Source organism: Streptococcus sp. 9903, assembly GCF_013276625.1.
Lineage (GTDB): Bacteria > Bacillota > Bacilli > Lactobacillales > Streptococcaceae > Streptococcus.
This window is the reverse complement of record NZ_VMLI01000004.1, coordinates 88,929-112,267: the sequence shown is the minus strand read 5'-3', so window position 1 is coordinate 112,267 and position 23,339 is coordinate 88,929. Positions and strand designations below refer to the sequence as shown.

Genomic DNA, 23,339 nt, shown 5'->3' with positions numbered 1-23,339 from the left:
GAATGGATGATTTCAAGAAATTATTTAATATCAGCCTCTGCTGGTAGATAAGTGTCTCCGAAGAATTGTTTAGACAATTTTTCAAGCGTTCCGTCTTTGTAAAGTTCTTTGATGCGTTTGTCCACAAATGATTTCAACTCATCTTGACCCTGAGCAAGAAGTGGGTAAACGTAAGGTTGTTGGTCGCTTGGAAGTTCGATCACTTTCAAGTTGTCCAAACCTTGGTCCTTGATGACTGTTTCAACACCGATTTTATCAAAAATCTTGTAGTCAAACTGGCCATCGCTCAAGCGTCCCATGATTTGTTGGAAGTCTGCTTTAGTATACTTTAGGACAGTTGGATTATCTGAATGTTGTTTGTTGTAGTCTTCTAGCTGTTTAGCAGAAGTTGTCCCTTGAACAACTTCTGTTGATTTTCCACCGATATCATCAAGCGATTTGATGCTAGGGTCATCTTTTTTCACTACAAGAACGTTAGGGTTTTTAGCAGTTGGAGCTGCATAAAGGTATTTTTCAGCACGTTCTTTAGTGTAGCTGATGTTGCTAACAGCCATATTGTAACGGTCGGCATCAAGTCCTGCAAAGACTCCTGACCACTCTGTCTTCTCAAACTTGACATCATACTTGTCAGAGTCTTTAAAGATAGCGCGAACCACTTCAATTTCGTAACCAGTCAATTCGCCATTTTCTTCATAGTTGAATGGTTTTGGTGTAGCATTAGTTGCAACGATAATTTCTTTCTTGCTAGCTGCTTCTCCTTCTTTCTTAGCACCCCCTGAGCAAGCTGCTAAAACACCTGCAGCAACAAGCCCTAGGGCAGCAAGAGATGAGTATTTAACGATTTTTTTCATGTCATTTCCTCCAAAATAGAATACCTTATTATCTTATCAGAAAAAAAGTAATTATGCCATTATATGATATTTATCTCTGTGATAGATTTTCTTTATAGCCCATTTAAAATAGTAAACGTAGGACGGCAATCAAGATCACTCCAAAGAGAACTGTTCCGACTAGATTGCGGTAGCGAAAGGCTACCCAAGCTGTTGGAAAGACTGCCAAGAAGTCCAGCCATTTGATTTGAGGAAGACTACCAACCTTGCCTGTTACTACGCTTGAAAGAATCAAGGCAAAAATAATAGAAACGGGCAAGAACTTCAAAAAACGCTCAACGATTGCAGGCAAACCCTTATACTTGACCAAGATGAAGGGAATCATACGGGGAATCCAAGTCACCAAGCCAGAGAAAATAACTGCTAATAAAAGATACTTACTGACCATCTAAAACCACCCCCATTGTACAACCAAGTAGCGTCGCAAACAGAACAGCTAGTGACTGAGACACCACTGTCAAGAGTAAAAAGAAGGACACCGCAACAACTGCTAGGATAATAAACAGATTGCGAACAGGAATCCGTCTTTGCATAATCTGGAATTGCGAAGCAAAAATGCCGATGAACATCCCAACTAGGGCAAAATCTAAACCAAAGATTTCTGGATTTGGCAGCAGGCCACCCAGAGCCGTTCCGACTACTGTTCCCACAAACCAAGCTACATAGCTGTTAAGATTGTTTCCGTGCATCCACATCGGATTGACCTTGTCTATATGGGCTAATTCTCCCATCAAAACGCTATAGGTCTCATCCGTCAAGATACTAGACATACCGATATTGTGCCAAAGACTGGTATGACGGAAATAGGTTGACGCATGCAAACTCAACAAAAAGAGACGTAAATTGATCAAAAAGACCGTCATAGCAATAGCTGCTACAGGTGCTTGAACCGCAATCAATGCCAACATGGCAAACTGGGCACTCCCAGCATAAACAAAGAGGCTCATCAAGCCCATCTCAACAGGTGTCACATAGGGTGCACCAATAATCCCGCAGGCCAGGCCGATACTGACATAACCAAGGGCCGTTGGCATAGCTGCCTGCGCCCCCTCCCAAAATCCTTTTTCTTTCATCTTTCTCCTCATATTGTCTTAATAATACTCAATGAAAATCAAAGAGAAAACTAGGAAGCTAGCCGCAGGCTGTACTTGAGTACGGCAAGGCGAAGCTGACGCGGTTTGAAGAGATTTTCGAAGAGTATAAATAGGCTGAAAAGGCTCCAGCCACAGCATGGACTATTATAACACATTCAGGAAAGAGAAAAAAGTCTGTTGATTGTAGCTATCATAAAAAGACTGGCAATCCAGTCTCAAACATATATTATAGAAATTCTCCGCTAGATACTTTCACGAATATTCAAGAGCATGGCAAAGGCAACTAGAAGAAATAGCAATAAAACAAAGCTAACTGCCAGAGTTCCAAAGCTAGTAGCAATGGTCACCAAAGCTATTGTAAATAAGCTAGGTAAAACAACCGTAATGGCACCGATAGAAGATTGAACTGCTCCCATTGACTCCTCAGGTATTTGTTTAAAGACGACTTCTTGCAATCTAGGAGAGAGAATACCCGCGAAAAAGGCATCCAAGGTACTAAAGATGAGAATCCAATCAAAACGAACTGTGGCAAATCCTACTAGAAGAAGCAACTGGATGACAAGTGAGGCATAGAGAGCTGTTTTTATAGAAATCATATTTTTCAGATAGCCACTTACAAGGCTTCCGACAATCAGGGCTGACAGTTCAAAAGTGGATAGCAAGGCAAGAGATTGACCTGTTTGTAAATTCAAAAAGGGTTGATTTCTCAAAAACAGAGTAGAAACAGGAACTGTAACATTTATCACTGCTTGACTAATAGAAATAATAAACAAAACCAAGAGCACCTTATTCATATTCCATATCAATTTCGATGATTGGAGCAAATGCTGGCAAAAGGATTTTACAGAGAGTCCTTTTTGATAGCTAATCGTTTTTTCTACTTTCAAGAGGTCAGTTTTTATGAATAGGATACCTAAAAATGCGATTAAAAATGTAAGAGCGTTCAGTAAGGAAATAAACTGGATAGATAGAATACCTAGTAAGACTCCTCCTAGAATATTACTGATTGTTTTTACTAAGCTAACAGTTGACTGTTTAAATCCAATAGCTTCTGCCAGATGGTCTTGTCCAATAATTCTAATGAAAATCGGAGTGAGCATGGCGCCTGAAAAATAACTCAATGTGTCAGACAAGAGGTTAATCAGACAAATAAATGCTACTAATACTAAGGAAAAGGACTGCCCTGAAAGTGATAAAGAAACGATAGAGTAAAGCAAAAATTTTGCAAAACTAATGACTGTGTATTTCAAGACACGATGATGTTGAAAATCCGCCAAAACTCCCAGAAAGATTTGTAGAACTTGGGGAAGAGTTTCTGAAATCGTGATGAGTAAAATCGCCAGAGGGGCAAAAGACGCATCTGCCACATAATTCAGGAAGGCCAGATAAAAAATCGTATCCCCAAGTGTTGAAATCCACTGGTTGATGGTTAATTGCCTAAAATCTCTATTTTGAAGAAATACTTTCATCACAACTCCTTTTTAAATTCCAGTTGGAATTTTTATTCCAGTGTATCAAAAACAAGACTTGGTTTGGCATTGAAATCCAAGTCTTGCTCATATATTTTTCATGTTAGATTCATTCATTATATAACCGTTAATACCGTATTTTATAATAAATCATATCTTAAAAATACCAGACCACACTATTCCCTGCTTGTATTTAGCTTCTTTCTTTTGTACAAATTTTGCTAAATCCAACAACTCTGTCGGCGGTTTACCTTTAAATCCCAACAATTCTTTAGAGATGGCAAATGAGAGACGTACAGCTAGCAAATCTTCATTACTACTAGAAAACTGTTTCGCTGTCTCCAGCAATTGCTTCCTAAATTCTTCCGTCAAGCTAATTTCTTTATTATTGTACAGGGAATGAATTAAAATTTGTAACTGACTCTGTTTTCCCATCGTTTACCTCATTTTACCTAGGACGCCAAGTTTCACTTTTAGTCCAACTATTTACAGTATGCTCAGAATTAAACATATACTGTCCGAATTCCCATCTATAAACCGCTTCTGCGACTTAGGATTTGCTTCAAGTGCTTTACAAGGATAGTATAACACAGAAATTGGCTTATTTTAGAAAATCGCATATTTGACATTTTTTCTCACAAAAATATCACATTTGCGATTGTTGACTAATCAATAAGTTCTTTGTATTGCTTCAAACGCAATTCGAAGAGGGCTAGCAATTGTGGATTTTCTAATACTTGCAGAGATTGGATAAAGTGTTCAATCTCTTTTTGATTGCTTCCTTTGGTTTGAAGGAAAATCTGCATTTTCTTTAAAAACTGCCACAATACTTTTTCAAAAACATCATACGGTCGTAACATCCTCTCCAGCTCAGCTTCAAATGAAAATTTCTTCATAGTAATTCAAAACTTTTTACCAAAATCAAATACTCTGAAATTTTCATCTTTTTAAATCCTAGTGTAATAACATCAAAATCTGACCAATGCCATTGTAGACTATATGCAGTCCAATAGGCCAATAAATGGACTTTGTCACTCTAAATAAGACTGCAAATATGAGTCCGCCACCCATATAGAAGACAAAGTCTGTCAATACCCAACCGTGATTACTAATGTGCGAGACCCCAAATAAAACAGCGGAACCAAGTACATCTAGCCCCCATTTCTTTCCTTTTTCCAGAGCAGTCATCACTAATCCACGATAAATCATGTCTTCAAAAATGGGACCTGCAATCACAGGATAAAAAAATACATCAAAAATGCCGTAGCTCCTGTAAAAGTAGGAGCAGCATGTTGATAAGAAATTTCATTTCGAGTAGGTGGGAAAAGAAAAAAGGTGACAAAATTCCAAGCAACAAAAGCAAGCAGAGCTAGGAAGGAATAGAAAAGATAAGATCCTTTAAACTTTCTACTATTGATTTTCTGCCATTTCCCAGACCAAATCATAGCAATAAGAGCAAATAAAACCACAAGAAAATTCAACATCATATCCGACAGATAATAGCCAAAGTCAGATAGCCCAGTAACAAGGTCGCTGCGTAAAACTAGAACACTGAACTTCTGGTCAGCAATGATAAGCAGAACAACTACAATAAAATAGTATTTAGAAATTATCTTTTTCATATTTCATCTTTCTAATATCCAAACACCAATAAGCTCACAATAATTAAAAAGGTATTCCACAAGATGTGAAGTGCCATTGACCAATAAATTGAACGTGTATAACGAAAAAGAATACAGAGTAGCAGACCTGCTCCTGCATAAACGATGAAGTCTGTTAACACCCATCCATATTGTAAAACATGGATGAGACTAAAGAGTGCGGAAGAAATAATGGCATCAATATAGTATTTTTTAAATTTAGATAGGGCTGTCATCAGAAGGCCACGGAAAACTAACTCCTCAACTATCGGAGCAATAAGACTGCCATAGAGAATACGTGTCACAAAATAACTAATTCCCGTCAAATTGGCTACGGCTTCTTTTATAGCACTACTATTTTGTGTGCTGGGAAAGATCCTAGTCGTTATATTTACCCACAAAAACATCAATATAAAGGAAAGAAAGAAGATACCCAGATAGGACCAACGAAACTGAAATCGACCGTAATCTTTCCAACGTTGACTCTTAACAAGAAGCACAGTACTAGCAATTCCTTCAATTACTATCAATAAAATTTGAATCCCATAAAATCCAAAATCTGATAATTGATCCACAAACTCTAATCTCACTACTAAACTAAAAATCAAGTAATAAGACATAAGTACCAAAATGGTTCCTAGGTAAAATTTCGTTTCTCCCCTTTTCATAGTTTCTTCTCCTAAATATTAGTTACGGCGTTTTCCAAACAGTCCTTCAATCAGCCCATTAGTCCAATCAAATGCCCCATAAGGTCTGGGACTAATACCTCTACCTCCCCAAGCAGGCAAAGCACTGCCACCACAACCAATATTTTCACCTGCGCAAACCGTAGTGAAATTTCCACCATAGACCTTCTCCAACTCAGTTTCTGTCAATTCCATTGTTTCTGCAAATTGTAAATTTAACATCTTTTACACTCCTTCAATTATTTTATTTGTAAACCACTTCTGCGACCTAGGATTTGCTTCAAGTGCTTTACAAGGACAGTATAACACGAAAATTAGCTTATTTTAGAAAATCGCATATTTGACATTTTTTCTTGTAGCAATTTCTTATTTGCGATTTTGGTAGATTTGATTATTTCCCTGCTATAATAAAGTTATTACTAATGAGGAGGAAAGTAATTATGAAGAAACAAGTTTTAACATTATTGACAATCATCGCTGAGATTATTATCTTTTTCCCATTTCTAACTAATCGATAAGTTCTTTGTATTGCTGCAAACGTAATTCAAAAAGGGCTATCAATTGTGGATTTTCTAATACTTGCAGAGATTGGAGATAGCTTTCAATCTCTTTTTGATTGCTTCCTTTGGTTTGAAGGAAAATCTTCATTTTCTTTAAAAACTGCCACAATACTTTTTCAAAAACATCGTATGGACGAAGCATGCTCTCTAGCTCAGCTTCAAAAATTGGGATATAAGAGAAAAGTTTACGCTCCATGAGTTCTGATATAATATTCAGAAATCCACTTTTCATATACAGTCTATTATGTACCAACTCTTTAAATTCCTTGGATTTTTCAAGTAAGGAGGTTGATAAAAATATCAAATCTTGGTTGCTCAAGAAGGGCATGGTATTGCAAAAGAGATAGAGTTCAAACCAGGTCCAAGACTCAATAGCATAGAGGTAGGTAGTCAAAAATTCGCTATCCTCCTCTGCTAGCGGATAGCTTTTATCTAAGGAATGGATGGCATCTTTGATTACAATAGCATTCAAACGACGATAGGTCTCTGCCATCTGTTCTTGCTTGACCTCCTCTAATAGTTGCTCTAAACCAGCTATATCTTGGTGGGCAAAGCGATCCACAACCTTTCTACCAATTTGCATATGTAGGGATTCTTGATAATTGTTGAGCTTATGACCAAACTCATCAAAATTCATATTGATCCCTTGGATGGCTAGGATCAACTTATCCGCAGATAGCATAGACTGCCCTAGTTCGAACTTGGATAGCTGAGAAGCTGTTAGTCCACCACAAGCCACATCTGACTGCTTGAGCTTTCTAGCCAAACGTAATTCCTTGTAAAATTCCCCCAATTCCATTTTTTCAATCATCCTACCACCTCCTAGCTTTTGCATATTATATCATTATTTTTATAGTTTTGTCAAAATATTCTGACACTTTGGCGATTAAAAAAGCCAGCCTTAAGCTGACTCCATTTTATTCCATCGTATCAAAAGCAAGACTTGGTTTGGCATTGAGATCCAAGTTTGCAAAGTTTTCTTTGTTCCACTCGCTGACGCTGGCATAGGCAATCATACCTGCATTGTCTCCGCAGAGGCGCAGAGGTGGAATGATAACATTGACATCTGTGATTTCAGTTGCTAGGCGTTCTCTGAGACCTTTATTGGCTGCCACACCACCTGCCACGACTAGGGTTTTAACAGGGTATTTCTCCAAAGCCTTCTTAGTTTTTGCCATAAGAATATCCAATACAGCTGCTTGGAAGGAAGCACACAAATCCTCTGTAGACAGACTTTCTCCCTTTTGCTCGGCATTGTGATGAAGATTGATAAAGGCAGATTTCAAACCTGAGAACGAAAACTCCAGATTATCTTCCTTAATCATGGCACGGGGGAAATCATAAATATCCTGTCCCTGATGAGCTAGCTCGTCAATCTCACGACCGGCAGGATAGGTCAAGCCCATGACACGGCCAACCTTATCATAGGCCTCACCAACCGCGTCATCTCGAGTTTCCCCAACAATCTTGTAGTCACCAGCCTCAGAAACATAAACCAACTCTGTGTGTCCACCGCTGACCAAGAGTGCCAACAAAGGAAACTCCAAAGGCTCCACACTCTGAGCTGCCATGAGGTGACCAGCCATGTGATTAACAGGAATCAGCGGAAGTCCATGTGCCCAAGCAAAGGCCTTAGCAGCTGACAAGCCAACTAGCAAGGCTCCGACCAAGCCTGGTCCATAGGTAACCGCCACAGCTGTCACGTCCTCTTCGGTAATCCCTGCTTCTGCTAGCGCCTCCTCGATGCAGGCTGTAATGACCTCGACATGGTGACGACTGGCTACTTCTGGCACTACGCCCCCAAAACGTTTGTGACTCTCAATTTGACTCGCAATGACATTGGACAAAAGCTCATCGTCGTTTTTCAAGACGGCGACACTGGTCTCATCACAGGATGTCTCAAATGCTAAAATATATCTATCCTTCATCTATTTCTCTCTTCATGATAATGGCATCCTCGACTGGATCATGGTAGTAGGCCTTTCGCTCAGCGATGACCGCCATCTTTTCTTTCTTGTAAAATGCTTGCGCTCGTTGGTTTGACTTTCTGACTTCAAGGAAAATCTCCTTGTCTGTTGGCAATTGAGCAAACAAGGCCGAGGCAATCCCCTGACCCTGATAGGCTCCTTTAACAGCGATTTGCAAGACTTCTGCCTCAAAGATATTTTCCTGCACAGCTAGAAATCCAATCACTTCTGCCCCATCATAAGCTAGAGCATACCAAGTCTGGTCTTGGGACAGGTCTGCTTGGATTTGTTCCAACGTCCAAGGACTGACTGGGTAAACAGCTGCCATGACAGCGTAGATGTCTTGAGCCAAGTCAGGCTGTTGTTGGATTCGTTTGATTTCTATCATAGGCGTTTAATGTAAGACTCACCAGACTCGGTGTGGTTCTTGAGCCAGTTTTCCTCAGCCTCGACTCGTTTGAGGTAATTCGGCACAAAATCATGCAAGGAGTCTGCTTCCTTGTCCCAGGCCCAGAGAGCTAGATTAGCTGCATTTGGCAAGGTTTCTTTGAGATTAGTCCTTGGCAAGTGTTCTTGAATCTGCTCCACAAAGGGGCCAACTTCTCCGACAAAGGTAACTTGACTAGCACCCTTGATTAGCTCAATGACTCGCTCAAAAGGCAGGTGTGCTTCTGGCATGACAGGTTTGGCATTTTCATAAAATCCTGCATAAACATTGTTGCGACGCGCATCCATCAAAGGAACGAACAGACCTTCTTGTTGGTATGGCACCAGAGCCAAGAGACTCGACATACCAACCAACTCAATGTTCAGAGTATGAGCCAGCGTCTTAGCAGTGGCTACCGCGATTCGCAAGCCTGTGTAGCTACCTGGTCCTTCCGCCACCACGATTCGGTCCAAGTCCTTGGGTATCCAATCCAAACTCGCCATCAAAAAATCGATGGCAGGCATGAGGGTAATACTGTGATTTTTCTTGATGTTAATCGTCGTCTCGGCAAGAACCTGCTTATCCTCTAAAATAGCGAGAGAAAGAGCCTTGCTAGACGTATCAAAAGCTAATACTTTCATAACACATTCCTATCTTTTTGTCTGCTTACTATTATACTACAAAAGCTGGCACATGGGAATTTTCTTTATCCCTAAACAAGAGTGCCCTCACTTAACTAAAAATAATTTAAAAAAATGTTCACTTTTCCTTTTCTTTTACGAATATAAAAGTGAACAAGAAAAAAGGAGGAAAGTTCAATGACAAATTTTGACGTTCTTGACAATCAATTTTTATCCTTATCTGAAAATGAATTATCAGATATTGATGGCGGTCTCGCTCCCTTGGTTATCTTTGGAGTAGCAGTATCTTGGAAAGCTATTGCAGGTGGAACAGCACTTATAGGTTCTGGTTTGGCAGCTGGTTATTTTTTAGGAGGAGATTAATATGATGAAAGATTTGAACAACTATTGTGAAATTTCTAATAAGGAATTGCAAGAAATAAAGGGTGGCTTTGGTGTAGGTGTTGGTATCGCTTTATTTATGGCAGGTTATACCATTGGAAAAGACCTTCGTAAAAAGTTTGGTAAATCATGCTAGATAAGAAACACATTTTTAGAAGGATAAATTTTATTATCTTTATCTCTTATAGTTTGCTCAGCATTCTCAATGATTTAAACATTACTACTATCCCTTTACCAATCGATTTATCTGTTTGTATTGTTTTATTTTTATGCTTCAACTCTATTTTTGAACAGAACAATGACTCCCATAAAAATAATAAGCTCTGAAAATTCCATTGTCATGTCATTTTAGAAAAATGCAAAGACCACCTCATCTTGATAGATGGGGTGGAATTTTCTTTATTCCCAAACAAAAATGCCCCAGCATGAGCAGGGCATCTAAGCATTTAATCCAAAGTAAAATACAAACCAAACGACATAGGTTACGAGGAGGAGAAAAATCGAGTAGAGAGTCACAAAGGTAATTTTCCACAAGAACTTGCTTTGTCGTTGTTCCAGTTTGGCAAATAGAAGATTCCCCGCATAAACGCAAGCAACAAAAACAATAAAAGCTACCAAGCGAGCTCCGATAGCAAAAGCAAATAAGTTATACATAGGGCAACCTCCTTGACTTAAAAACTATATGGAATTATGACAAACAATAAAACTCATTTCCATTATCAAAATAACATATTTTCTTTATTTTTGCAAACGTTTACTAAAGAAGCCGGCCTGTGACTTTCTCGTTTCCGTCTTTTACTAATTTTTCATTTTGTGGTATAATTGAAATAATTGTAACGAATCAAGGTCAATCTAGACACAAAATGGAATGAAATCAAGCAAATCTATGCTAAAAGTTTGGAATAAGCTGACCTGTAAAATAGAAAGGAACTATATGATTTACAAAGTTTTTTATCAAGAAACAAAAGAACGTAGCCCACGTCGTGAAACTACACGCGCACTTTACCTAGACATCGATGCCAACTCAGAACTTGAGGGCCGTATCGCTGCTCGCCAACTTGTCGAAGAAAATCGCCCAGAGTACAATATCGAGTATATCGAACTCTTGTCTGACAAATTGCTAGATTACGAAAAAGAAACTGGCGCCTTCGAAATTACGGAGTTCTAATATGGCCTATACTCTTAAACCTGAAGAAGTTGGCGTTTTTGCCATCGGTGGTCTGGGAGAAATCGGGAAAAACACTTACGGAATTGAATACCAAGACGAGATTGTCATCGTCGATGCTGGGATTAAATTCCCAGAAGATGACTTGCTGGGTATCGACTATGTCATTCCTGACTACTCTTACATCGTAGACAATATCGACCGCGTCAAGGCTGTCTTAATCACACACGGACACGAGGACCACATCGGTGGGATTCCATTCCTACTCAAGCAAGCAAATGTCCCTATCTACGCTGGGCCGCTTGCCTTGGCTTTGATCCGTGGGAAACTCGAAGAACACGGCCTCTTGCGCAACGCCAAACTTTACGAAATCAACCACAATACTGAGTTGACCTTTAAAAATCTCAAGGCAACTTTCTTTAGAACGACTCACTCTATTCCAGAACCTTTGGGGATTGTCATTCATACTCCTCAAGGGAAAATTGTCTGTACGGGTGACTTCAAGTTTGACTTAACACCAGTTGGTGAACCAGCAGATTTGCACCGTATGGCAGCTCTTGGTGAAGACGGTGTACTCTGTCTCCTGTCTGACTCGACAAATGCAGAAATTCCAACCTTTACCAACTCTGAAAAAGTCGTTGGCCAGTCCATCATGAAGATTATCCAAGGCATAGAGGGACGTATCATCTTTGCATCCTTTGCCTCAAATATCTTCCGTCTCCAGCAAGCAACAGAAGCTGCTGTTAAGACTGGGCGCAAGATCGCTGTCTTTGGTCGTTCTATGGAAAAGGCCATTGTCAACGGAATCGATCTTGGCTACATCAAAGCTCCTAAGGGAACCTTTATCGAGCCAAATGAAATCAAAGACTACCCTGCAGGAGAAATTCTGATCCTCTGTACAGGTAGCCAGGGTGAGCCGATGGCAGCCCTCTCTCGTATCGCCAACGGAACCCACCGTCAGGTACAACTCCAACCAGGTGATACAGTTATCTTCTCTTCAAGTCCAATCCCTGGAAATACGACTAGCGTCAACAAGCTGATCAACATCATTTCTGAAGCTGGTGTCGAAGTTATCCACGGTAAAGTGAATAATATCCATACATCTGGACACGGTGGTCAGCAAGAGCAAAAACTCATGCTCCGCTTGATTAAGCCAAAATACTTCATGCCTGTCCACGGTGAATACCGCATGCAAAAAGTCCACGCTGGACTAGCGGTAGATACTGGTGTTGAGAAGGACAATATCTTTATCATGAGCAATGGTGATGTGCTTGCCCTTACTGCTGACTCAGCTCGTATTGCAGGTCATTTCAACGCCCAAGATATCTATGTCGATGGAAATCGTATCGGTGAAATCGGTGCTGCTGTCCTCAAAGATCGTCGTGATCTATCTGAAGACGGTGTCGTTCTGGCAGTCGCAACTGTTGACTTCAAATCACAGATGATTCTATCTGGTCCAGACATCCTCAGCCGAGGCTTTGTCTACATGAGAGAATCTGGCGACTTGATTCGCCAAAGCCAGCGAATCCTCTTCAATGCCATTCGTATCGCACTGAAAAACAAGGACGCTAGCGTTCAATCTGTCAATGGTGCCATTGTCAACGCTATTCGCCCCTTCCTCTATGAAAATACAGAACGTGAACCGATCATCATCCCTATGATCCTCACACCAGATGAAGAATAAATCATAAAACAGCCCCGATTTTCGGAGCTGTTTTTCTCTATGCTTTCTTTTCTTGATTTTTAGAAATACTACGATTTTTACCTTCCAGATACACCATCAAAATAGAAATATCTGCTGGGTTTACTCCCGAAATACGGCTGGCTTGACCAATAGTTTCTGGATTGATAAGTTTGAACTTCTGGCGAGCTTCTGTCGCGATAGAATCAATATCATCCCAGTCGATATTGGCTGGAATGCGTTTTTCTTCCATGCGTTTCATCTTAGCAACCTGGTCCATGGCTTTGGAAATATAGCCTTCATACTTGATTTCTGTTTCAATCAATTCGATAATCTTGTCATCCAAGTCCTCTGCAGCTGGTCCGATGAAGGCCACCACATCTTGATAAGAAACTTCTGGACGGCGAAGGAATTCCTTGGCTGTCACTGCATCGGTCAACGGCTTGAAGCCCATCTCCTCAACCTTAGCATTGGTTTCTTTGACTGGCTTAAGTTTGATGCTATCTAGTCGCTTCATCTCATTTTCAAATTGATTTTTCTTGATTTCAAAGCGAGCCCAGCGTTCATCATCCACAAGACCAATCTCACGTCCCATCTCCGTCAAACGCATATCAGCATTGTCATGGCGGAGGATGAGGCGGTATTCAGCTCGACTGGTCAAGAGACGGTAGGGTTCAATGGTTCCCTTGGTCACCAAGTCATCAATCATCACTCCGATATAACCGTCACTTCGTTTTAGAATCAACTCAGGTTTACCTTGGATTTTCAGAGCCGCGTTGATACCAGCGATAATCCCTTGGCCTGCTGCCTCTTCGTAACCTGACGTTCCATTTGTCTGACCAGCAGTGAAAAGTCCTGAGATTTTCTTGGTTTCCAAAGTCGCACGCAACTGGTGAGGCAAGACCATATCATACTCAATGGCATAACCTGTCCGCATCATCTCTGCATTTTCCAAACCTTTGATGGAATGAACCAAGTCACGCTGGACATCCTCAGGCAGACTGGTTGAAAGTCCTTGAACATAGACTTCCTCAGTATTGCGCCCTTCTGGCTCAAGGAAGAGTTGGTGACGTTCCTTGTCCGCAAAGCGCACAATCTTGTCCTCAATCGATGGGCAGTAACGAGGTCCCACTCCCTTGACCACACCTGTAAACATAGGCGCACGGTGGAGGTTATTTTGGATAATCTCATGACTGGTACCATTGGTATAGGTCAACCAGCATGGCACTTGGTCCTTGACATAATCCTCATCACGTGAAGTGTATGAAAAATGATTAGGCGCTTCGTCTCCTGGCTGAATCTCGGTCACGTCATAATTGATAGAAGAAGCCTTGACACGTGGAGGCGTTCCTGTCTTGAAACGACCGATTTCGAGGCCCAATTCCTTGAGATTGTCAGCAAGATTAATAGAAGCCAAGCTGTGGTTAGGACCTGATGAATACTTAAGGTCTCCAATGATAATTTCCCCACGGAGGGCGGTCCCTGTCGTCACGATAACAGCCTTGGCAGCATACTCTTGATGGGTCGCTGTACGAACACCGACAACCTTGCCATCTTCCACCAAAATCTCATCAATCATGGTTTGACGAAGGGTCAGATTTTCTTGATTTTCAACCGTCTTGCGCATTTCCTTGGAGTAAAGCTCCTTGTCAGCCTGCGCACGAAGGGCACGGACAGCTGGCCCCTTCCCTGTGTTGAGCATCTTCATCTGGATGTAAGTCTTGTCAATGGTTTTGGCCATTTCACCACCAAGTGCATCAACTTCACGCACGACAATCCCCTTGGCAGAACCACCGATAGAAGGATTACAAGGCATGAAAGCCAGCATTTCAATGTTGATGGTCGCAAGCAAGACCTTACAGCCCATACGGCTAGCGGCCAAGGAAGCCTCGACCCCAGCGTGTCCCGCACCAATTACAATAATATCGTATTCTTCAGTAAAATGATAAGTCATATTTCTCTCCTATTCCTCAAGATGGATGTGTCTTAGTTGGCCGTCCCAATCTTGCAGGGCTATTTTTAAAAAGGCTGGAACTAGATTGATACCCTCAAGCTTGTCTATGTCAATCCATTCACAGGGCTGCCTTTTCTCATCTTCCTGCATGGTCAATGGGGCATCTTCAAGCAAGTCCGCCAAATAATGAAACTCGATATTGTGATAGGAAACACCGTCCTGTTCAAAACGATTTTCAACCACAAAAGCTAGCTGCCCAGCTTGAGCTTTGACACCCAGTTCTTCCTTCACTTCACGGACTACCGCGTCTTCCGTGCTTTCATTGACTTGAATCGCACCACCAATTGTGTAATACTTGCCCTTATCTTTGGTGACTAGAAGCTTACGATTTTGGACAATCAAAGCTGTCGCTCGAACACCAAAAACCGTATTTCCTACTTTTGTCCGAAAGTCTTGTTGAGTCATTTTTATCCTTTCCTCTAAACGACACAAAAACAGTCAAAACTCCAAAGAAGTGCAGGACAAAAAAGCCTGCAACATCCATGAGCTTTGACCATCATTTCTATTGCTTTTATTATTGTAGCAAATTGAGAAAATTTGTCAATCTAAATGTACTGACAAACTTGTCCATCGCGGTAGGCATTGTCAATCAAACCACCACCGAGACACTCTTCGCCATCGTAAAAGACAACTGCCTGTCCTGGTGTGATGGCGCGTTGCGGTTCTGCAAAGATAACCTCTGCCTTATCTCCTTTGACATGGACGGTCACCTTAGAATCAGGCTGACGATAGCGGAATTTAGCCGTACATTCGAGCGTAAACTCCTCTGGCATATCACGAGTAAAGTGGATTTGGCTAGCTTCTAGGCTGGTTGACATGAGCGAATCATGGTAGAAACCTTGGCCTACATAGAGAATATTCTTGCTTAGGTCTTTTCCGACAACGAACCAAGGTGCATTGTCACCACCGTGTTGCCCACCGATACCAAGTCCACCACGCTGACCAATCGTATAGTACATAAGACCTGTATGCTCCCCCATATCGCGACCATCCACAGTCATCATGCGACCAGGCTGAGCTGGCAGGTAGTTGCTGAGGAAGTTTTTAAAGTTCTTTTCTCCGATAAAGCAAATCCCTGTCGAGTCTTTCTTCTTGGCAGTTGCAAGGCCTGCTTCTTCTGCTAGTCTGCGAACTTCAGGCTTTTCCAAATGTCCTAGTGGGAACATGGTTTTTTGAAGTTGTTCTTGCGAAAGTTGGCTGAGGAAATAGGTTTGGTCCTTGCCATTGTCCACGCCACGAAGCATGTGAACAATGCCATCCTCATCACGCGCCACTCGAGCATAGTGCCCAGTCGCTACATAGTCTGCCCCCAAGGTCATGGCATAGTCCAAAAAGGCCTTGAATTTGATTTCCTTGTTACACATAACATCTGGATTTGGCGTACGCCCTGCACGGTATTCCGCTAGGAAATACTCAAAAACGCGGTCCCAGTACTCTTTTTCAAAATTGACAGAGTAGTAAGGAATGCCAATCTGGTCTGCCACCGCAGCCACATCCTTGTAATCTTCGGTCGCCGTACAGACGCCGTTTTCGTCTGTGTCGTCCCAGTTCTTCATGAAGATACCGATCACATCGTAGCCCCGCTCCTTGAGCAAAAGAGCCGTCACCGACGAATCAACACCACCACTCATCCCCACGACAACACGTGTTTTAGAGTTATCACTCATGGTAAGTCTCCCATCTATTCGTTTATTTATACCCCTCAAAATTCTATTTACTATGACTTTCAATAGAATTTCTTCGAGTATAGTCATTTCGTTTGCTTTTAATAGTAAAATGGTCTGGGAGACCATTTTAGCCTATCATCTTAAAATAAAAATATGATAGGTAACGAGTCGCAAGCATAACTTGAATTAGCTCAGCTTGCATCTCATTTCGAGTTAACGACGTAATAAAAGATAAACGAAATGACTAGTTCACGATTGAAGGTCGTGTGTGCTTCACGATTGAAGGTCGCTTGAGCAGTATTCATTATAACATGCTTGGTTGGAGAAGACAAGAAAGAGGCTGTCAATAGACCAACCTCTTATTCTAAACCTATCAATCTATCACTTTCTAGCTTCATTCGCTTTCTTAGCTACTGCAATTTGGTATTTCACTTGGTCAAATCCTGTACCTCCCAAGGAATTTCGTCTTTGAACAGCAGTTTTAGGTTGCAAGTAGACATAAATATCCTCGGCAATGAGGGAATGATAGGTTTGTAATTCCTCCAAAGTCCAATCTTGAATATTTTTAGCAGACTTGATAGAATCTAGCACTAATCTTCCCACAACCTCATGAGCTTCTCTAAATGGCAAGCCTTTCCCTGCCAAATAATCTGCTAACTCAGTTGCATTTGAAAAGTCCTTCTCTGTCGACTCTTGCATTTTTTCCTTGTTTACCTGCAAACTAGATAACATACCTGCCAACACATCGAGGGAATTTAAAATCGTTTCGACCGTATCAAACATTCCTTCCTTATCCTCTTGCAAATCCTTATTATAAGCTAAAGGCAAGGACTTCATGACTGTCAACAGTCCAAACAGATTCCCATAGACTCTACCAGTCTTTCCTCGAATCAACTCAGCCATATCTGGATTTTTCTTTTGGGGCATAATAGAGGAACCTGTTGTAAACGTATCTGACAAGGTAATGAATTGGTACTCAAAACTACACCAATTGATCATTTCTTCGCAAAAACGGCTCATATGCATCATGAGTATGCTGGCATTGGATAGAAATTCTAAGATAAAATCGCGGTCACTAACAGCATCCAAAGAATTTGTATAAGGTTGCTTAAACTCCAGCAAATCGCTAGATAATTGGCGATCAATGGGGAAAGTCGTTCCTGCCAAAGCTGCCGCACCTAGAGGGCATAGGTCTGTATGCTGCTGGTTAAATTCAAAACGTTCACTGTCTCTTTGAAACATATTGTAGTAAGCCATCAGGTGGTGGGCAAAACTAATAGGCTGGGCATGTTGCAGATGGGTATAGCCCGGCATGATCGTCTCCACATGATTTTCCGCCAAGTCTAATAAAACACCCTTGAGATGAGTCAGCTTATCTAGGACATGACCTAGTTGCTCCTTGAGATACAAGTGCATATCTGTCGCAACTTGGTCATTTCGAGAACGAGCCGTATGTAACTTCCCTGCAAGGGGACCGATTTTTTCTGTCAGCAACACTTCCATATTCATATGAATATCTTCGTTTGCAATATCAAAGTCAAGTTGGCCTGCCTCTAGCTCTTCTAAAAGCTCTTTCAAGCCTGCTTGAATCTTTTCTGACTCATTCAAACTCAAAATGCCCGTCTGACCCAACATCTGAACGTGGGCTAAAGAACCAATCACGTCAAATTTAGCTAATTTCTGGTCAAAAGATATACTCGCACCAAAGCGCTCTACCCAGTCTTCGACAGTACCTTCAAATCGACCACCCCATAATTTTGTATTCTTAGCCATATCACATCCACCTCTCTATCCAATCGCCCTATTTGGCACTTTTTTGAACCTCAGAATGAACCTTGGTTGGAAGTCCCCACAACTTAATAAAGCCAACAGCCGCATCTTGGTCAAAGGTATCTGCACTAGTATACGTCGCCAAATTTTCATCGTAAAGAGAATTTGGTGATTTCCGAGCCACGACCTGAGCGCTTCCCTTATACAGTTTGACTTTTGCAGTCCCATTGACAACTTTTTGAGTCTCTTTAATATAAGCAATCAAGGCTTGTGTAGCCGGACTAAACCACAAAGCATTATAAATGAGATTTGATAATTCATTTTCTATGATTGGTTTAAAATGAGCCACTTCTCTCACAAGCGTCAAATCCTCAATTTCCTTATGAGCTGTCAGCAGAGTCACTGCCCCTGGGCACTCATAGATTTCTCTTGATTTAATCCCAACCAAGCGATTTTCCACGTGGTCAATCCGTCCGACCCCATGTTTCCCAGATATTTCATTGAGTTTTTGAATCAAATCTGCCAATTTTAACCCTTCTCCATTGAGGGAAACTGGAACACCTTCACTAAACTCAATCTCAATGTATTCTGGCATATCTGGAGCTTGCTCTGGAGAAGTTGTGATGCCAAAGGCTTCTTCTGGAGCCTGATTCCACGGATTTTCCAAAATACCACACTCATTGGCACGTCCCCAAAGATTTTGGTCGACAGAGTAGGGATTGTCAAGGTCAGCAGGAACAGGCACCCCATTTTCCTTGGCATAATGTATTTCTTCCTCCCGAGACCATTTCCATTCACGAACTGGAGCAATCACTTTTAAATTGGGATCCAAGGCTGCAATCGATACTTCAAAACGTACTTGGTCATTCCCCTTACCTGTACAACCATGAGCAATTGTAGTCGCTCCTGTCTGATGCGCTATTTCAACCAATTTTTTAGAAATAAGAGGGCGGCTCAAGGCAGATACCAAGGGATACTTTTGTTCATAATAGGCATGTGACTGGAGAGCTACTAGCACATAATCTGTAGCAAATTCGTCCTTGACATCAATGACATAAGATTCGACTGCCCCAACCTTAAGAGCCTTATCATGGATGAAATCTAAGTCTTTCCCTTCACCCACATCCATACAAACTGCAACAACATCATAGTCTTTCTTCAGCCAGGTAATAGCAACTGATGTGTCCAAACCGCCAGAATAGGCCAAAATTACTTTTTCTTTACTCATGTTCTTTTCCTTCTTTCTATTTTTCAATGGACGCTTTAAAGGCATCCTCAATGAGTTTGTCTAATTCTCCAGACTCCTTCAACTTTTGAATGGTTTTATCGACTGCCTCTTTTAATTCCTTGCTATCTTTTTTCATGGCGACCGCGTAGGAATCATCTTGCTCTTTTTCAAAATTGAGGTCTGCGATTGCTAAATCAGGATTATTTTCCACAAATCCCTTGGCAACTGGTTCTTCAAAGATAACGGCATCCACTTGTCCTGATTTTAAATCTGTAATTAAATTCCCATTTTTAGGCAGAGATACGAGGGATGAATTTTGTAGCAAATCTTTCGCCATCGTTTCTTGAATCGAACCTTTCTGCGCTCCAACCTTTTTCTGCGCCAAGTCATTTACAGACTGATAAGTGGCCAAGTCAGATTTTTTGACAATGAGCTTATTTTTTGCAGTATAGTAGGAAGTTGAAAAATCGAACACCTTGCTCCGTTCATCTGTCTTAGAAACACCAGATATGGCAAGATCGGCTTTTCCTGATTGAACACTAGCCAGTACATTGTCAAAACTCATGGGAGATAGTTCCAATTCGACACCTAGTTCTGTTGCGATAGCCTTGGCTAATTCGATATCTGAACCCACAATCTGATTTTTCCCATCAACCACTTTTTGGTATTCAAATGGAGCAAAATCTGGATTGAGGGCTACAACCAATTTTCCTTTGGACTTGATGGCTTCAATTCCAGCCGATTGATTGTTACTACAAGCAAATAGTAGGGGGAGCATCACTAAACCAAACATCGTCATCAACACCTTCTTCATCTTATTCATAACAAAGCCTCCTTTATGTTTATTCTTTTTTGTTGTATAAATAATACTCCTATGCTCATCGTTTGTCAAGCCTAAATTGAAAAAATTTTCAATTTGAAACAAAAAAACCTAGAAATACTACATAAAAATGTCATTTCTAGGCGTATTTATGCTATTAGACTTCCTGCGAAACTAGAATCCTAGTTCACGGTTGATAATTTCAGCAATTAAATTTATTCGTAATCCAAAGCGTTTACGTCGATTTCGATAGGTTGTTGAAAACATTTTAAACGTTTCTACTTTGGCAAAAACATTCTCAACCTTGATTCTCTCTTTAGATAGCACATGATTATAGGATTTATCTTCAAGAGTTAGTGGCTTAAGTTTGCTTGATTTCCTCGGAGTTTGCGCTTGTGAATACATCTTCATGAGCTCTTGACAACCACTGTCAGCCAAGATTTTACCAGCTTGTCCGATATTTCTGCGGCTCATTTTGAACAACTTCATATCGTGGCAATAGTCCACTGCAATATCCAAAGAAACAATTCTTCCTTGGCTTGTGACAATCGCCTGAGCCTTCATAGCATGACATTTCTTTTTACCAGAATAATTGGTTAGTTGATTTTTTTAGGACGATTGATTTTTACCTCTGTTGCATCCACAATCACCGTATCCTCAGCACTAAGATGAGTTTTTAAAATCGTAAAACCACTTTGAAGAAGAGTCACTTCAACCCATTGACTCCGACGGATTAAGTTGCTTTCGTGAATGCCAAAATCAGCCGCAATTTGTTCATAAGTTCGGTATTCTCGCATGTATTGAAGAGTAGCCATGAGGAGGTCTTCTAGGCTTAACTTAGGGGTTCGTCCACCTTTTGCGTGTTTAAGTTGATAAGCTGTTTTTAACACAGCTAACATCTCTTCAAAAGTAGTGCGTTGAACACCAACAAGGCGCTTAAATCGTGCATAACTTAATGGTTTACTTGATTCATAATTCATAGTTTTATGCCAATTTGGCATAAAAGATAATCTTACTCTGGAGAGAAATATCCTAAAAGTTCTGCTTTATGGATTGCCTCCTGCCTATTATTAACACCTAGCTTTGAAAATACATTTGCCAAATGATTCGAAACAGTCCGCTTACTTAAAAATAAGGTTTCACAAACCTCATCAATTGTTAAACCATTTCTAATCGATTCTAACACTTCTATCTCTCGTTCAGACAAGATATCCACGATTTCTTCTACCGAAAAATACTTTTTTCCACTATATATACCTTTTAATTGAGTAAGAAGCTTATCTGGATCGATACTTTTATCAATAAAAGCATAGGCTCCCATCTTCTGAGCTCGATACTCATAAATTTTTTTGCTATACCCTGTTAAAATAACGATTTTAATACCTCGTTCTTTTTTTATCATTTCTTCTGCCAAGGCTAATCCATCTGTTTCATAAATACTAGTCAAATTAATATCTATCAAAATGATATCGTATGGACTATAATCAATATCATCTACTGATTGAAAATTTTCAACTAAATCAACATATTCAATTGTTTCTGATAACTCTAAAATCATTTTTATGCTCTGACTAAACAACTTGTGATCATCAATTAATAAAATTTTCATAGCATAGCTCCTTATCTATTGGTAATTGAATTTCTACTTGAAACATAGCATCCATTGTCTGAATTTCTATTGTTCCACCTAAAACACTAACACGATTTTCTAAATTCTTTAACCCATAACCAAGATGGTTACTAGAAATATCATAATTATTTTTACAAGATAAATAAATAATATCGTCAGATACAGAGAGAGATAACCAAATAGTATGTCCTGATGAATATTTAACAGCATTAGTCACTAATTCTTCAATAAAGCGATAAAGAATCTTATCATACGGTTCCATTAGAAAAAAATCAGACTGAAAATCTGTTTCAACTTCTTTCATAGTCTCATATCTCCTCAATATTCTATCAATTAATGATGTATATTTTTTAGTTAACTCCTCATTGCCACTACTCATTGGTTGATAATAATCCATTCTCTCTCGGATACGTTGAACTAGTTCATCTGAGACATATCCAATCTGAGTTCTAAACTTCTCATCTTCTCCATATTTATTAAAATTTTTAATAGCCATCACACTTTGTAATACTTCGTTATGAAGAAATTCTGCGAATTGTTGCTCTATATCTTCATTAGCTAACAAATTCTTCACCATCTTATTTCTTTTCAAAAATAAAACTTCTAAATAATCTTTTGCACCCGTTAGCCGCTTACCTCTAAATAATCTAATAAATTCTTCCGTTAGAAATCCAACAATCAGCACAAGTAAATTAAAACAAATAAAACTTTGTTTTAAATCTAGTCTTGCAATAATAAATGTAGCAATTAAAAGGATACTTACCCCCAGTAGTACTTTTAAACTTGCCTCAATATATAATAGTTTCAACTCATCTATCTTTTTTTGAAAACTCATATAAATTGTTTTCAAGTGGAACGAAACAAGTACCAAAAAAATTTCTACATACCATAAAAAATTTAAAATACCAATATCAGCCGTGTTAATATATAAAATGACATAAGTAACGGGTAGAAAAAATGAAAGGAAGGTTAAATTTTTCCTCTGGTAATTTAAAAAAGATTTCAACTCTTTTTTATACATCATTAACAGAACAATAGGTAAGCAAGAAATGAAAAATGATGTAAATATAGATAAGAATAAAAAGAGAGGCTCACTAAAAAAATAAGATATCTCTGTAATAATCGTAACAATAAAAGTTACAAAAAATAGTTCCTCACCTATTTTTTTACCTAACAGAATAATAGATACTGAACTATAAACTAATAGAAAAGAATTAATGGGATGAAGCAGATCTAAAAAATGGAATAATGTGTGTTCAACATTCAAACTCAGAGCCAATTGCCAACTAATTAAAAATAGAGATAGTAATAGCCACAACTTTAATTCACTATATTTAAACTTTAAGAAATTACAAATATAAGTAGAAATAATCAACAAAATAATAAAAACAACTGCAAATTTTTGAGTAAAAGTTGATGAAAAGTCAAATGGAATTTTAAGGTATATATAAACCATTAATATAAAATGATTTATTAAAGTGCTCCACCATAACAATAATGAGTTATCAGAAATATTCTTTAACCACGTCTTCATATTTAAAATTTCCTACTATGATTTTTTGTTATCATTATATCACAAAACCAGAATAAGGATAGCTAATATCCCATT

The 23,339-nt window shown here is 39.7% G+C and carries 25 protein-coding genes and 2 pseudogenes; 4 read left to right on the top strand and 23 right to left on the bottom strand.

What is annotated here, in order from left to right; translation table 11 throughout:
- Window positions 1-20: 20 nt before the first annotated feature.
- From HT696_RS02445 to tsaB, 13 genes and pseudogenes are all read right to left on the bottom strand, one after another.
- Window positions 21-851 (bottom strand): amino acid ABC transporter substrate-binding protein, encoded by an 831-nt coding sequence (locus tag HT696_RS02445; protein WP_173283146.1) that lies wholly within the window; start codon window positions 849-851, stop codon window positions 21-23.
- Between the two features lie 103 nt (window positions 852-954).
- Window positions 955-1,278 (bottom strand): AzlD domain-containing protein, encoded by a 324-nt coding sequence (locus HT696_RS02440; RefSeq protein ID WP_143952742.1) that lies wholly within the window; start codon window positions 1,276-1,278, stop codon window positions 955-957.
- On the bottom strand, window positions 1,268-1,963 hold the full coding sequence (locus HT696_RS02435; protein WP_173283144.1) for an AzlC family ABC transporter permease: 696 nt from the start codon (window positions 1,961-1,963) through the stop codon (window positions 1,268-1,270). Before HT696_RS02435 ends, HT696_RS02440 begins: the two co-directional genes overlap by 11 nt.
- A 263-nt stretch (window positions 1,964-2,226) precedes the next feature.
- Window positions 2,227-3,453: an MFS transporter gene (locus HT696_RS02430; protein WP_173274944.1), complete on the bottom strand. Its 1,227-nt coding sequence runs from the start codon at window positions 3,451-3,453 to the stop codon at window positions 2,227-2,229.
- A gap of 150 nt (window positions 3,454-3,603) precedes the next feature.
- The gene (locus HT696_RS02425; protein WP_173274943.1) at window positions 3,604-3,888 is read right to left on the bottom strand and encodes a bacteriocin immunity protein; all 285 of its coding nucleotides are present in this window, start codon (window positions 3,886-3,888) and stop codon (window positions 3,604-3,606) included.
- Window positions 3,889-4,118: 230 nt separating this feature from the next.
- Window positions 4,119-4,334 (bottom strand): annotated as a pseudogene (locus tag HT696_RS02420) (Rgg/GadR/MutR family transcriptional regulator); the annotation flags it as partial.
- A gap of 73 nt (window positions 4,335-4,407) precedes the next feature.
- A pseudogene (locus HT696_RS02415) lies at window positions 4,408-5,075 on the bottom strand (lysostaphin resistance A-like protein).
- Window positions 5,076-5,086: 11 nt separating this feature from the next.
- Window positions 5,087-5,761, bottom strand: coding sequence for a type II CAAX endopeptidase family protein (locus HT696_RS02410; RefSeq protein ID WP_061766830.1), 675 nt, complete (start codon window positions 5,759-5,761; stop codon window positions 5,087-5,089).
- A gap of 18 nt (window positions 5,762-5,779) precedes the next feature.
- Window positions 5,780-6,001 carry a hypothetical protein gene (locus tag HT696_RS02405; RefSeq protein ID WP_173274942.1) on the bottom strand — a complete coding sequence of 74 codons (222 nt, stop codon included), beginning with the start codon at window positions 5,999-6,001 and terminating at the stop codon, window positions 5,780-5,782.
- A gap of 285 nt (window positions 6,002-6,286) precedes the next feature.
- Window positions 6,287-7,150: an XRE/MutR family transcriptional regulator gene (locus tag HT696_RS02400; protein WP_173274941.1), complete on the bottom strand. Its 864-nt coding sequence runs from the start codon at window positions 7,148-7,150 to the stop codon at window positions 6,287-6,289.
- 106 nt (window positions 7,151-7,256) lie between these two features.
- Window positions 7,257-8,267: a tRNA (adenosine(37)-N6)-threonylcarbamoyltransferase complex transferase subunit TsaD gene (gene tsaD, locus HT696_RS02395; protein WP_173274940.1), complete on the bottom strand. Its 1,011-nt coding sequence runs from the start codon at window positions 8,265-8,267 to the stop codon at window positions 7,257-7,259.
- On the bottom strand, window positions 8,257-8,694 hold the full coding sequence (gene rimI, locus HT696_RS02390; protein WP_173274939.1) for a ribosomal protein S18-alanine N-acetyltransferase: 438 nt from the start codon (window positions 8,692-8,694) through the stop codon (window positions 8,257-8,259). Before rimI ends, tsaD begins: the two co-directional genes overlap by 11 nt.
- Entirely contained in the window at window positions 8,691-9,374 is a 684-nt protein-coding gene (gene tsaB, locus HT696_RS02385) for a tRNA (adenosine(37)-N6)-threonylcarbamoyltransferase complex dimerization subunit type 1 TsaB (protein WP_050136988.1), read from the bottom strand. Before tsaB ends, rimI begins: the two co-directional genes overlap by 4 nt.
- 177 nt (window positions 9,375-9,551) lie before the next feature.
- Between tsaB and cibA the strand changes: the two genes are divergently transcribed.
- Both cibA and cibB read left to right on the top strand, forming a co-directional pair.
- The gene (cibA, locus tag HT696_RS02380) at window positions 9,552-9,737 is read left to right on the top strand and encodes a fratricide two-peptide bacteriocin subunit CibA (protein WP_000180841.1); all 186 of its coding nucleotides are present in this window, start codon (window positions 9,552-9,554) and stop codon (window positions 9,735-9,737) included.
- 1 nt (window position 9,738) lies between these two features.
- Window positions 9,739-9,891, top strand: coding sequence for a fratricide two-peptide bacteriocin subunit CibB (cibB, locus tag HT696_RS02375; RefSeq protein ID WP_000974044.1), 153 nt, complete (start codon window positions 9,739-9,741; stop codon window positions 9,889-9,891).
- A gap of 302 nt (window positions 9,892-10,193) precedes the next feature.
- Here cibB and HT696_RS02370 read toward each other — a convergent pair whose 3' ends face one another.
- The gene (locus HT696_RS02370; RefSeq protein WP_050973707.1) at window positions 10,194-10,409 is read right to left on the bottom strand and encodes a hypothetical protein; all 216 of its coding nucleotides are present in this window, start codon (window positions 10,407-10,409) and stop codon (window positions 10,194-10,196) included.
- A 280-nt stretch (window positions 10,410-10,689) separates the two neighbouring features.
- On the opposite strand from HT696_RS02370, the gene HT696_RS02365 reads away from it, so the two are divergent.
- Window positions 10,690-10,923: a DNA-dependent RNA polymerase subunit epsilon gene (locus HT696_RS02365; RefSeq protein WP_000639571.1), complete on the top strand. Its 234-nt coding sequence runs from the start codon at window positions 10,690-10,692 to the stop codon at window positions 10,921-10,923.
- Between the two features lies 1 nt (window position 10,924).
- Window positions 10,925-12,604: a ribonuclease J gene (locus HT696_RS02360; RefSeq protein ID WP_088777926.1), complete on the top strand. Its 1,680-nt coding sequence runs from the start codon at window positions 10,925-10,927 to the stop codon at window positions 12,602-12,604.
- A gap of 37 nt (window positions 12,605-12,641) precedes the next feature.
- Here the strand turns inward: HT696_RS02360 and mnmG are convergent, their stop codons facing one another.
- From mnmG to HT696_RS02315, 9 genes are all read right to left on the bottom strand, one after another.
- Window positions 12,642-14,555: a tRNA uridine-5-carboxymethylaminomethyl(34) synthesis enzyme MnmG gene (gene mnmG, locus HT696_RS02355; protein WP_173274938.1), complete on the bottom strand. Its 1,914-nt coding sequence runs from the start codon at window positions 14,553-14,555 to the stop codon at window positions 12,642-12,644.
- A gap of 9 nt (window positions 14,556-14,564) precedes the next feature.
- On the bottom strand, window positions 14,565-15,020 hold the full coding sequence (locus HT696_RS02350) for an NUDIX hydrolase (protein ID WP_173274937.1): 456 nt from the start codon (window positions 15,018-15,020) through the stop codon (window positions 14,565-14,567).
- A gap of 140 nt (window positions 15,021-15,160) precedes the next feature.
- Window positions 15,161-16,282: a tRNA 2-thiouridine(34) synthase MnmA gene (gene mnmA / locus HT696_RS02345; RefSeq protein WP_173274936.1), complete on the bottom strand. Its 1,122-nt coding sequence runs from the start codon at window positions 16,280-16,282 to the stop codon at window positions 15,161-15,163.
- A gap of 381 nt (window positions 16,283-16,663) precedes the next feature.
- Complete coding sequence (gene argH, locus HT696_RS02340; RefSeq protein ID WP_173270164.1) at window positions 16,664-18,055, bottom strand: argininosuccinate lyase; 1,392 nt, start codon at window positions 18,053-18,055, stop codon at window positions 16,664-16,666.
- Between the two features lie 28 nt (window positions 18,056-18,083).
- Window positions 18,084-19,280: an argininosuccinate synthase gene (locus HT696_RS02335; protein WP_173283270.1), complete on the bottom strand. Its 1,197-nt coding sequence runs from the start codon at window positions 19,278-19,280 to the stop codon at window positions 18,084-18,086.
- A gap of 16 nt (window positions 19,281-19,296) precedes the next feature.
- Entirely contained in the window at window positions 19,297-20,103 is an 807-nt protein-coding gene (locus HT696_RS02330; RefSeq protein WP_173249814.1) for an ABC transporter substrate-binding protein, read from the bottom strand.
- 171 nt (window positions 20,104-20,274) lie between these two features.
- Window positions 20,275-21,080, bottom strand: a protein-coding gene (locus HT696_RS02325; protein WP_100104433.1) for an IS5 family transposase whose coding sequence is annotated in 2 segments (ribosomal slippage) — window positions 20,275-20,703 and window positions 20,706-21,080 — 804 coding nt in all. Because the reading frame shifts where the segments join, the coding sequence is not laid out codon by codon here.
- 32 nt (window positions 21,081-21,112) lie between these two features.
- Entirely contained in the window at window positions 21,113-21,709 is a 597-nt protein-coding gene (locus HT696_RS02320; protein WP_023945190.1) for a response regulator transcription factor, read from the bottom strand.
- On the bottom strand, window positions 21,690-23,264 hold the full coding sequence (locus HT696_RS02315; RefSeq protein WP_023945192.1) for an ATP-binding protein: 1,575 nt from the start codon (window positions 23,262-23,264) through the stop codon (window positions 21,690-21,692). The genes HT696_RS02320 and HT696_RS02315 overlap by 20 nt, the downstream gene beginning before the upstream one ends.
- Window positions 23,265-23,339: the final 75 nt, after the last annotated feature.

What these genes read in the sequence shown, in the direction of transcription:
- HT696_RS02445 (WP_173283146.1), bottom strand. Translation starts at nt 851, where the DNA reads ATGAAAAAAATCGTTAAATACTCATCTCTTGCTGCCCTAGGGCTTGTT.
- HT696_RS02440 (WP_143952742.1), bottom strand. Translation starts at nt 1,278, where the DNA reads ATGGTCAGTAAGTATCTTTTATTAGCAGTTATTTTCTCTGGCTTGGTG.
- HT696_RS02435 (WP_173283144.1), bottom strand. Translation starts at nt 1,963, where the DNA reads ATGAAAGAAAAAGGATTTTGGGAGGGGGCGCAGGCAGCTATGCCAACG.
- HT696_RS02430 (WP_173274944.1), bottom strand. Translation starts at nt 3,453, where the DNA reads ATGAAAGTATTTCTTCAAAATAGAGATTTTAGGCAATTAACCATCAAC.
- HT696_RS02425 (WP_173274943.1), bottom strand. Translation starts at nt 3,888, where the DNA reads ATGGGAAAACAGAGTCAGTTACAAATTTTAATTCATTCCCTGTACAAT.
- HT696_RS02410 (WP_061766830.1), bottom strand. Translation starts at nt 5,761, where the DNA reads ATGAAAAGGGGAGAAACGAAATTTTACCTAGGAACCATTTTGGTACTT.
- HT696_RS02405 (WP_173274942.1), bottom strand. Translation starts at nt 6,001, where the DNA reads ATGTTAAATTTACAATTTGCAGAAACAATGGAATTGACAGAAACTGAG.
- HT696_RS02400 (WP_173274941.1), bottom strand. Translation starts at nt 7,150, where the DNA reads ATGATTGAAAAAATGGAATTGGGGGAATTTTACAAGGAATTACGTTTG.
- tsaD (WP_173274940.1), bottom strand. Translation starts at nt 8,267, where the DNA reads ATGAAGGATAGATATATTTTAGCATTTGAGACATCCTGTGATGAGACC.
- rimI (WP_173274939.1), bottom strand. Translation starts at nt 8,694, where the DNA reads ATGATAGAAATCAAACGAATCCAACAACAGCCTGACTTGGCTCAAGAC.
- tsaB (WP_050136988.1), bottom strand. Translation starts at nt 9,374, where the DNA reads ATGAAAGTATTAGCTTTTGATACGTCTAGCAAGGCTCTTTCTCTCGCT.
- cibA (WP_000180841.1), top strand. Translation starts at nt 9,552, where the DNA reads ATGACAAATTTTGACGTTCTTGACAATCAATTTTTATCCTTATCTGAA.
- cibB (WP_000974044.1), top strand. Translation starts at nt 9,739, where the DNA reads ATGATGAAAGATTTGAACAACTATTGTGAAATTTCTAATAAGGAATTG.
- HT696_RS02370 (WP_050973707.1), bottom strand. Translation starts at nt 10,409, where the DNA reads ATGTATAACTTATTTGCTTTTGCTATCGGAGCTCGCTTGGTAGCTTTT.
- HT696_RS02365 (WP_000639571.1), top strand. Translation starts at nt 10,690, where the DNA reads ATGATTTACAAAGTTTTTTATCAAGAAACAAAAGAACGTAGCCCACGT.
- HT696_RS02360 (WP_088777926.1), top strand. Translation starts at nt 10,925, where the DNA reads ATGGCCTATACTCTTAAACCTGAAGAAGTTGGCGTTTTTGCCATCGGT.
- mnmG (WP_173274938.1), bottom strand. Translation starts at nt 14,555, where the DNA reads ATGACTTATCATTTTACTGAAGAATACGATATTATTGTAATTGGTGCG.
- HT696_RS02350 (WP_173274937.1), bottom strand. Translation starts at nt 15,020, where the DNA reads ATGACTCAACAAGACTTTCGGACAAAAGTAGGAAATACGGTTTTTGGT.
- mnmA (WP_173274936.1), bottom strand. Translation starts at nt 16,282, where the DNA reads ATGAGTGATAACTCTAAAACACGTGTTGTCGTGGGGATGAGTGGTGGT.
- argH (WP_173270164.1), bottom strand. Translation starts at nt 18,055, where the DNA reads ATGGCTAAGAATACAAAATTATGGGGTGGTCGATTTGAAGGTACTGTC.
- HT696_RS02335 (WP_173283270.1), bottom strand. Translation starts at nt 19,280, where the DNA reads ATGAGTAAAGAAAAAGTAATTTTGGCCTATTCTGGCGGTTTGGACACA.
- HT696_RS02330 (WP_173249814.1), bottom strand. Translation starts at nt 20,103, where the DNA reads ATGAATAAGATGAAGAAGGTGTTGATGACGATGTTTGGTTTAGTGATG.
- HT696_RS02320 (WP_023945190.1), bottom strand. Translation starts at nt 21,709, where the DNA reads ATGAAAATTTTATTAATTGATGATCACAAGTTGTTTAGTCAGAGCATA.
- HT696_RS02315 (WP_023945192.1), bottom strand. Translation starts at nt 23,264, where the DNA reads ATGAAGACGTGGTTAAAGAATATTTCTGATAACTCATTATTGTTATGG.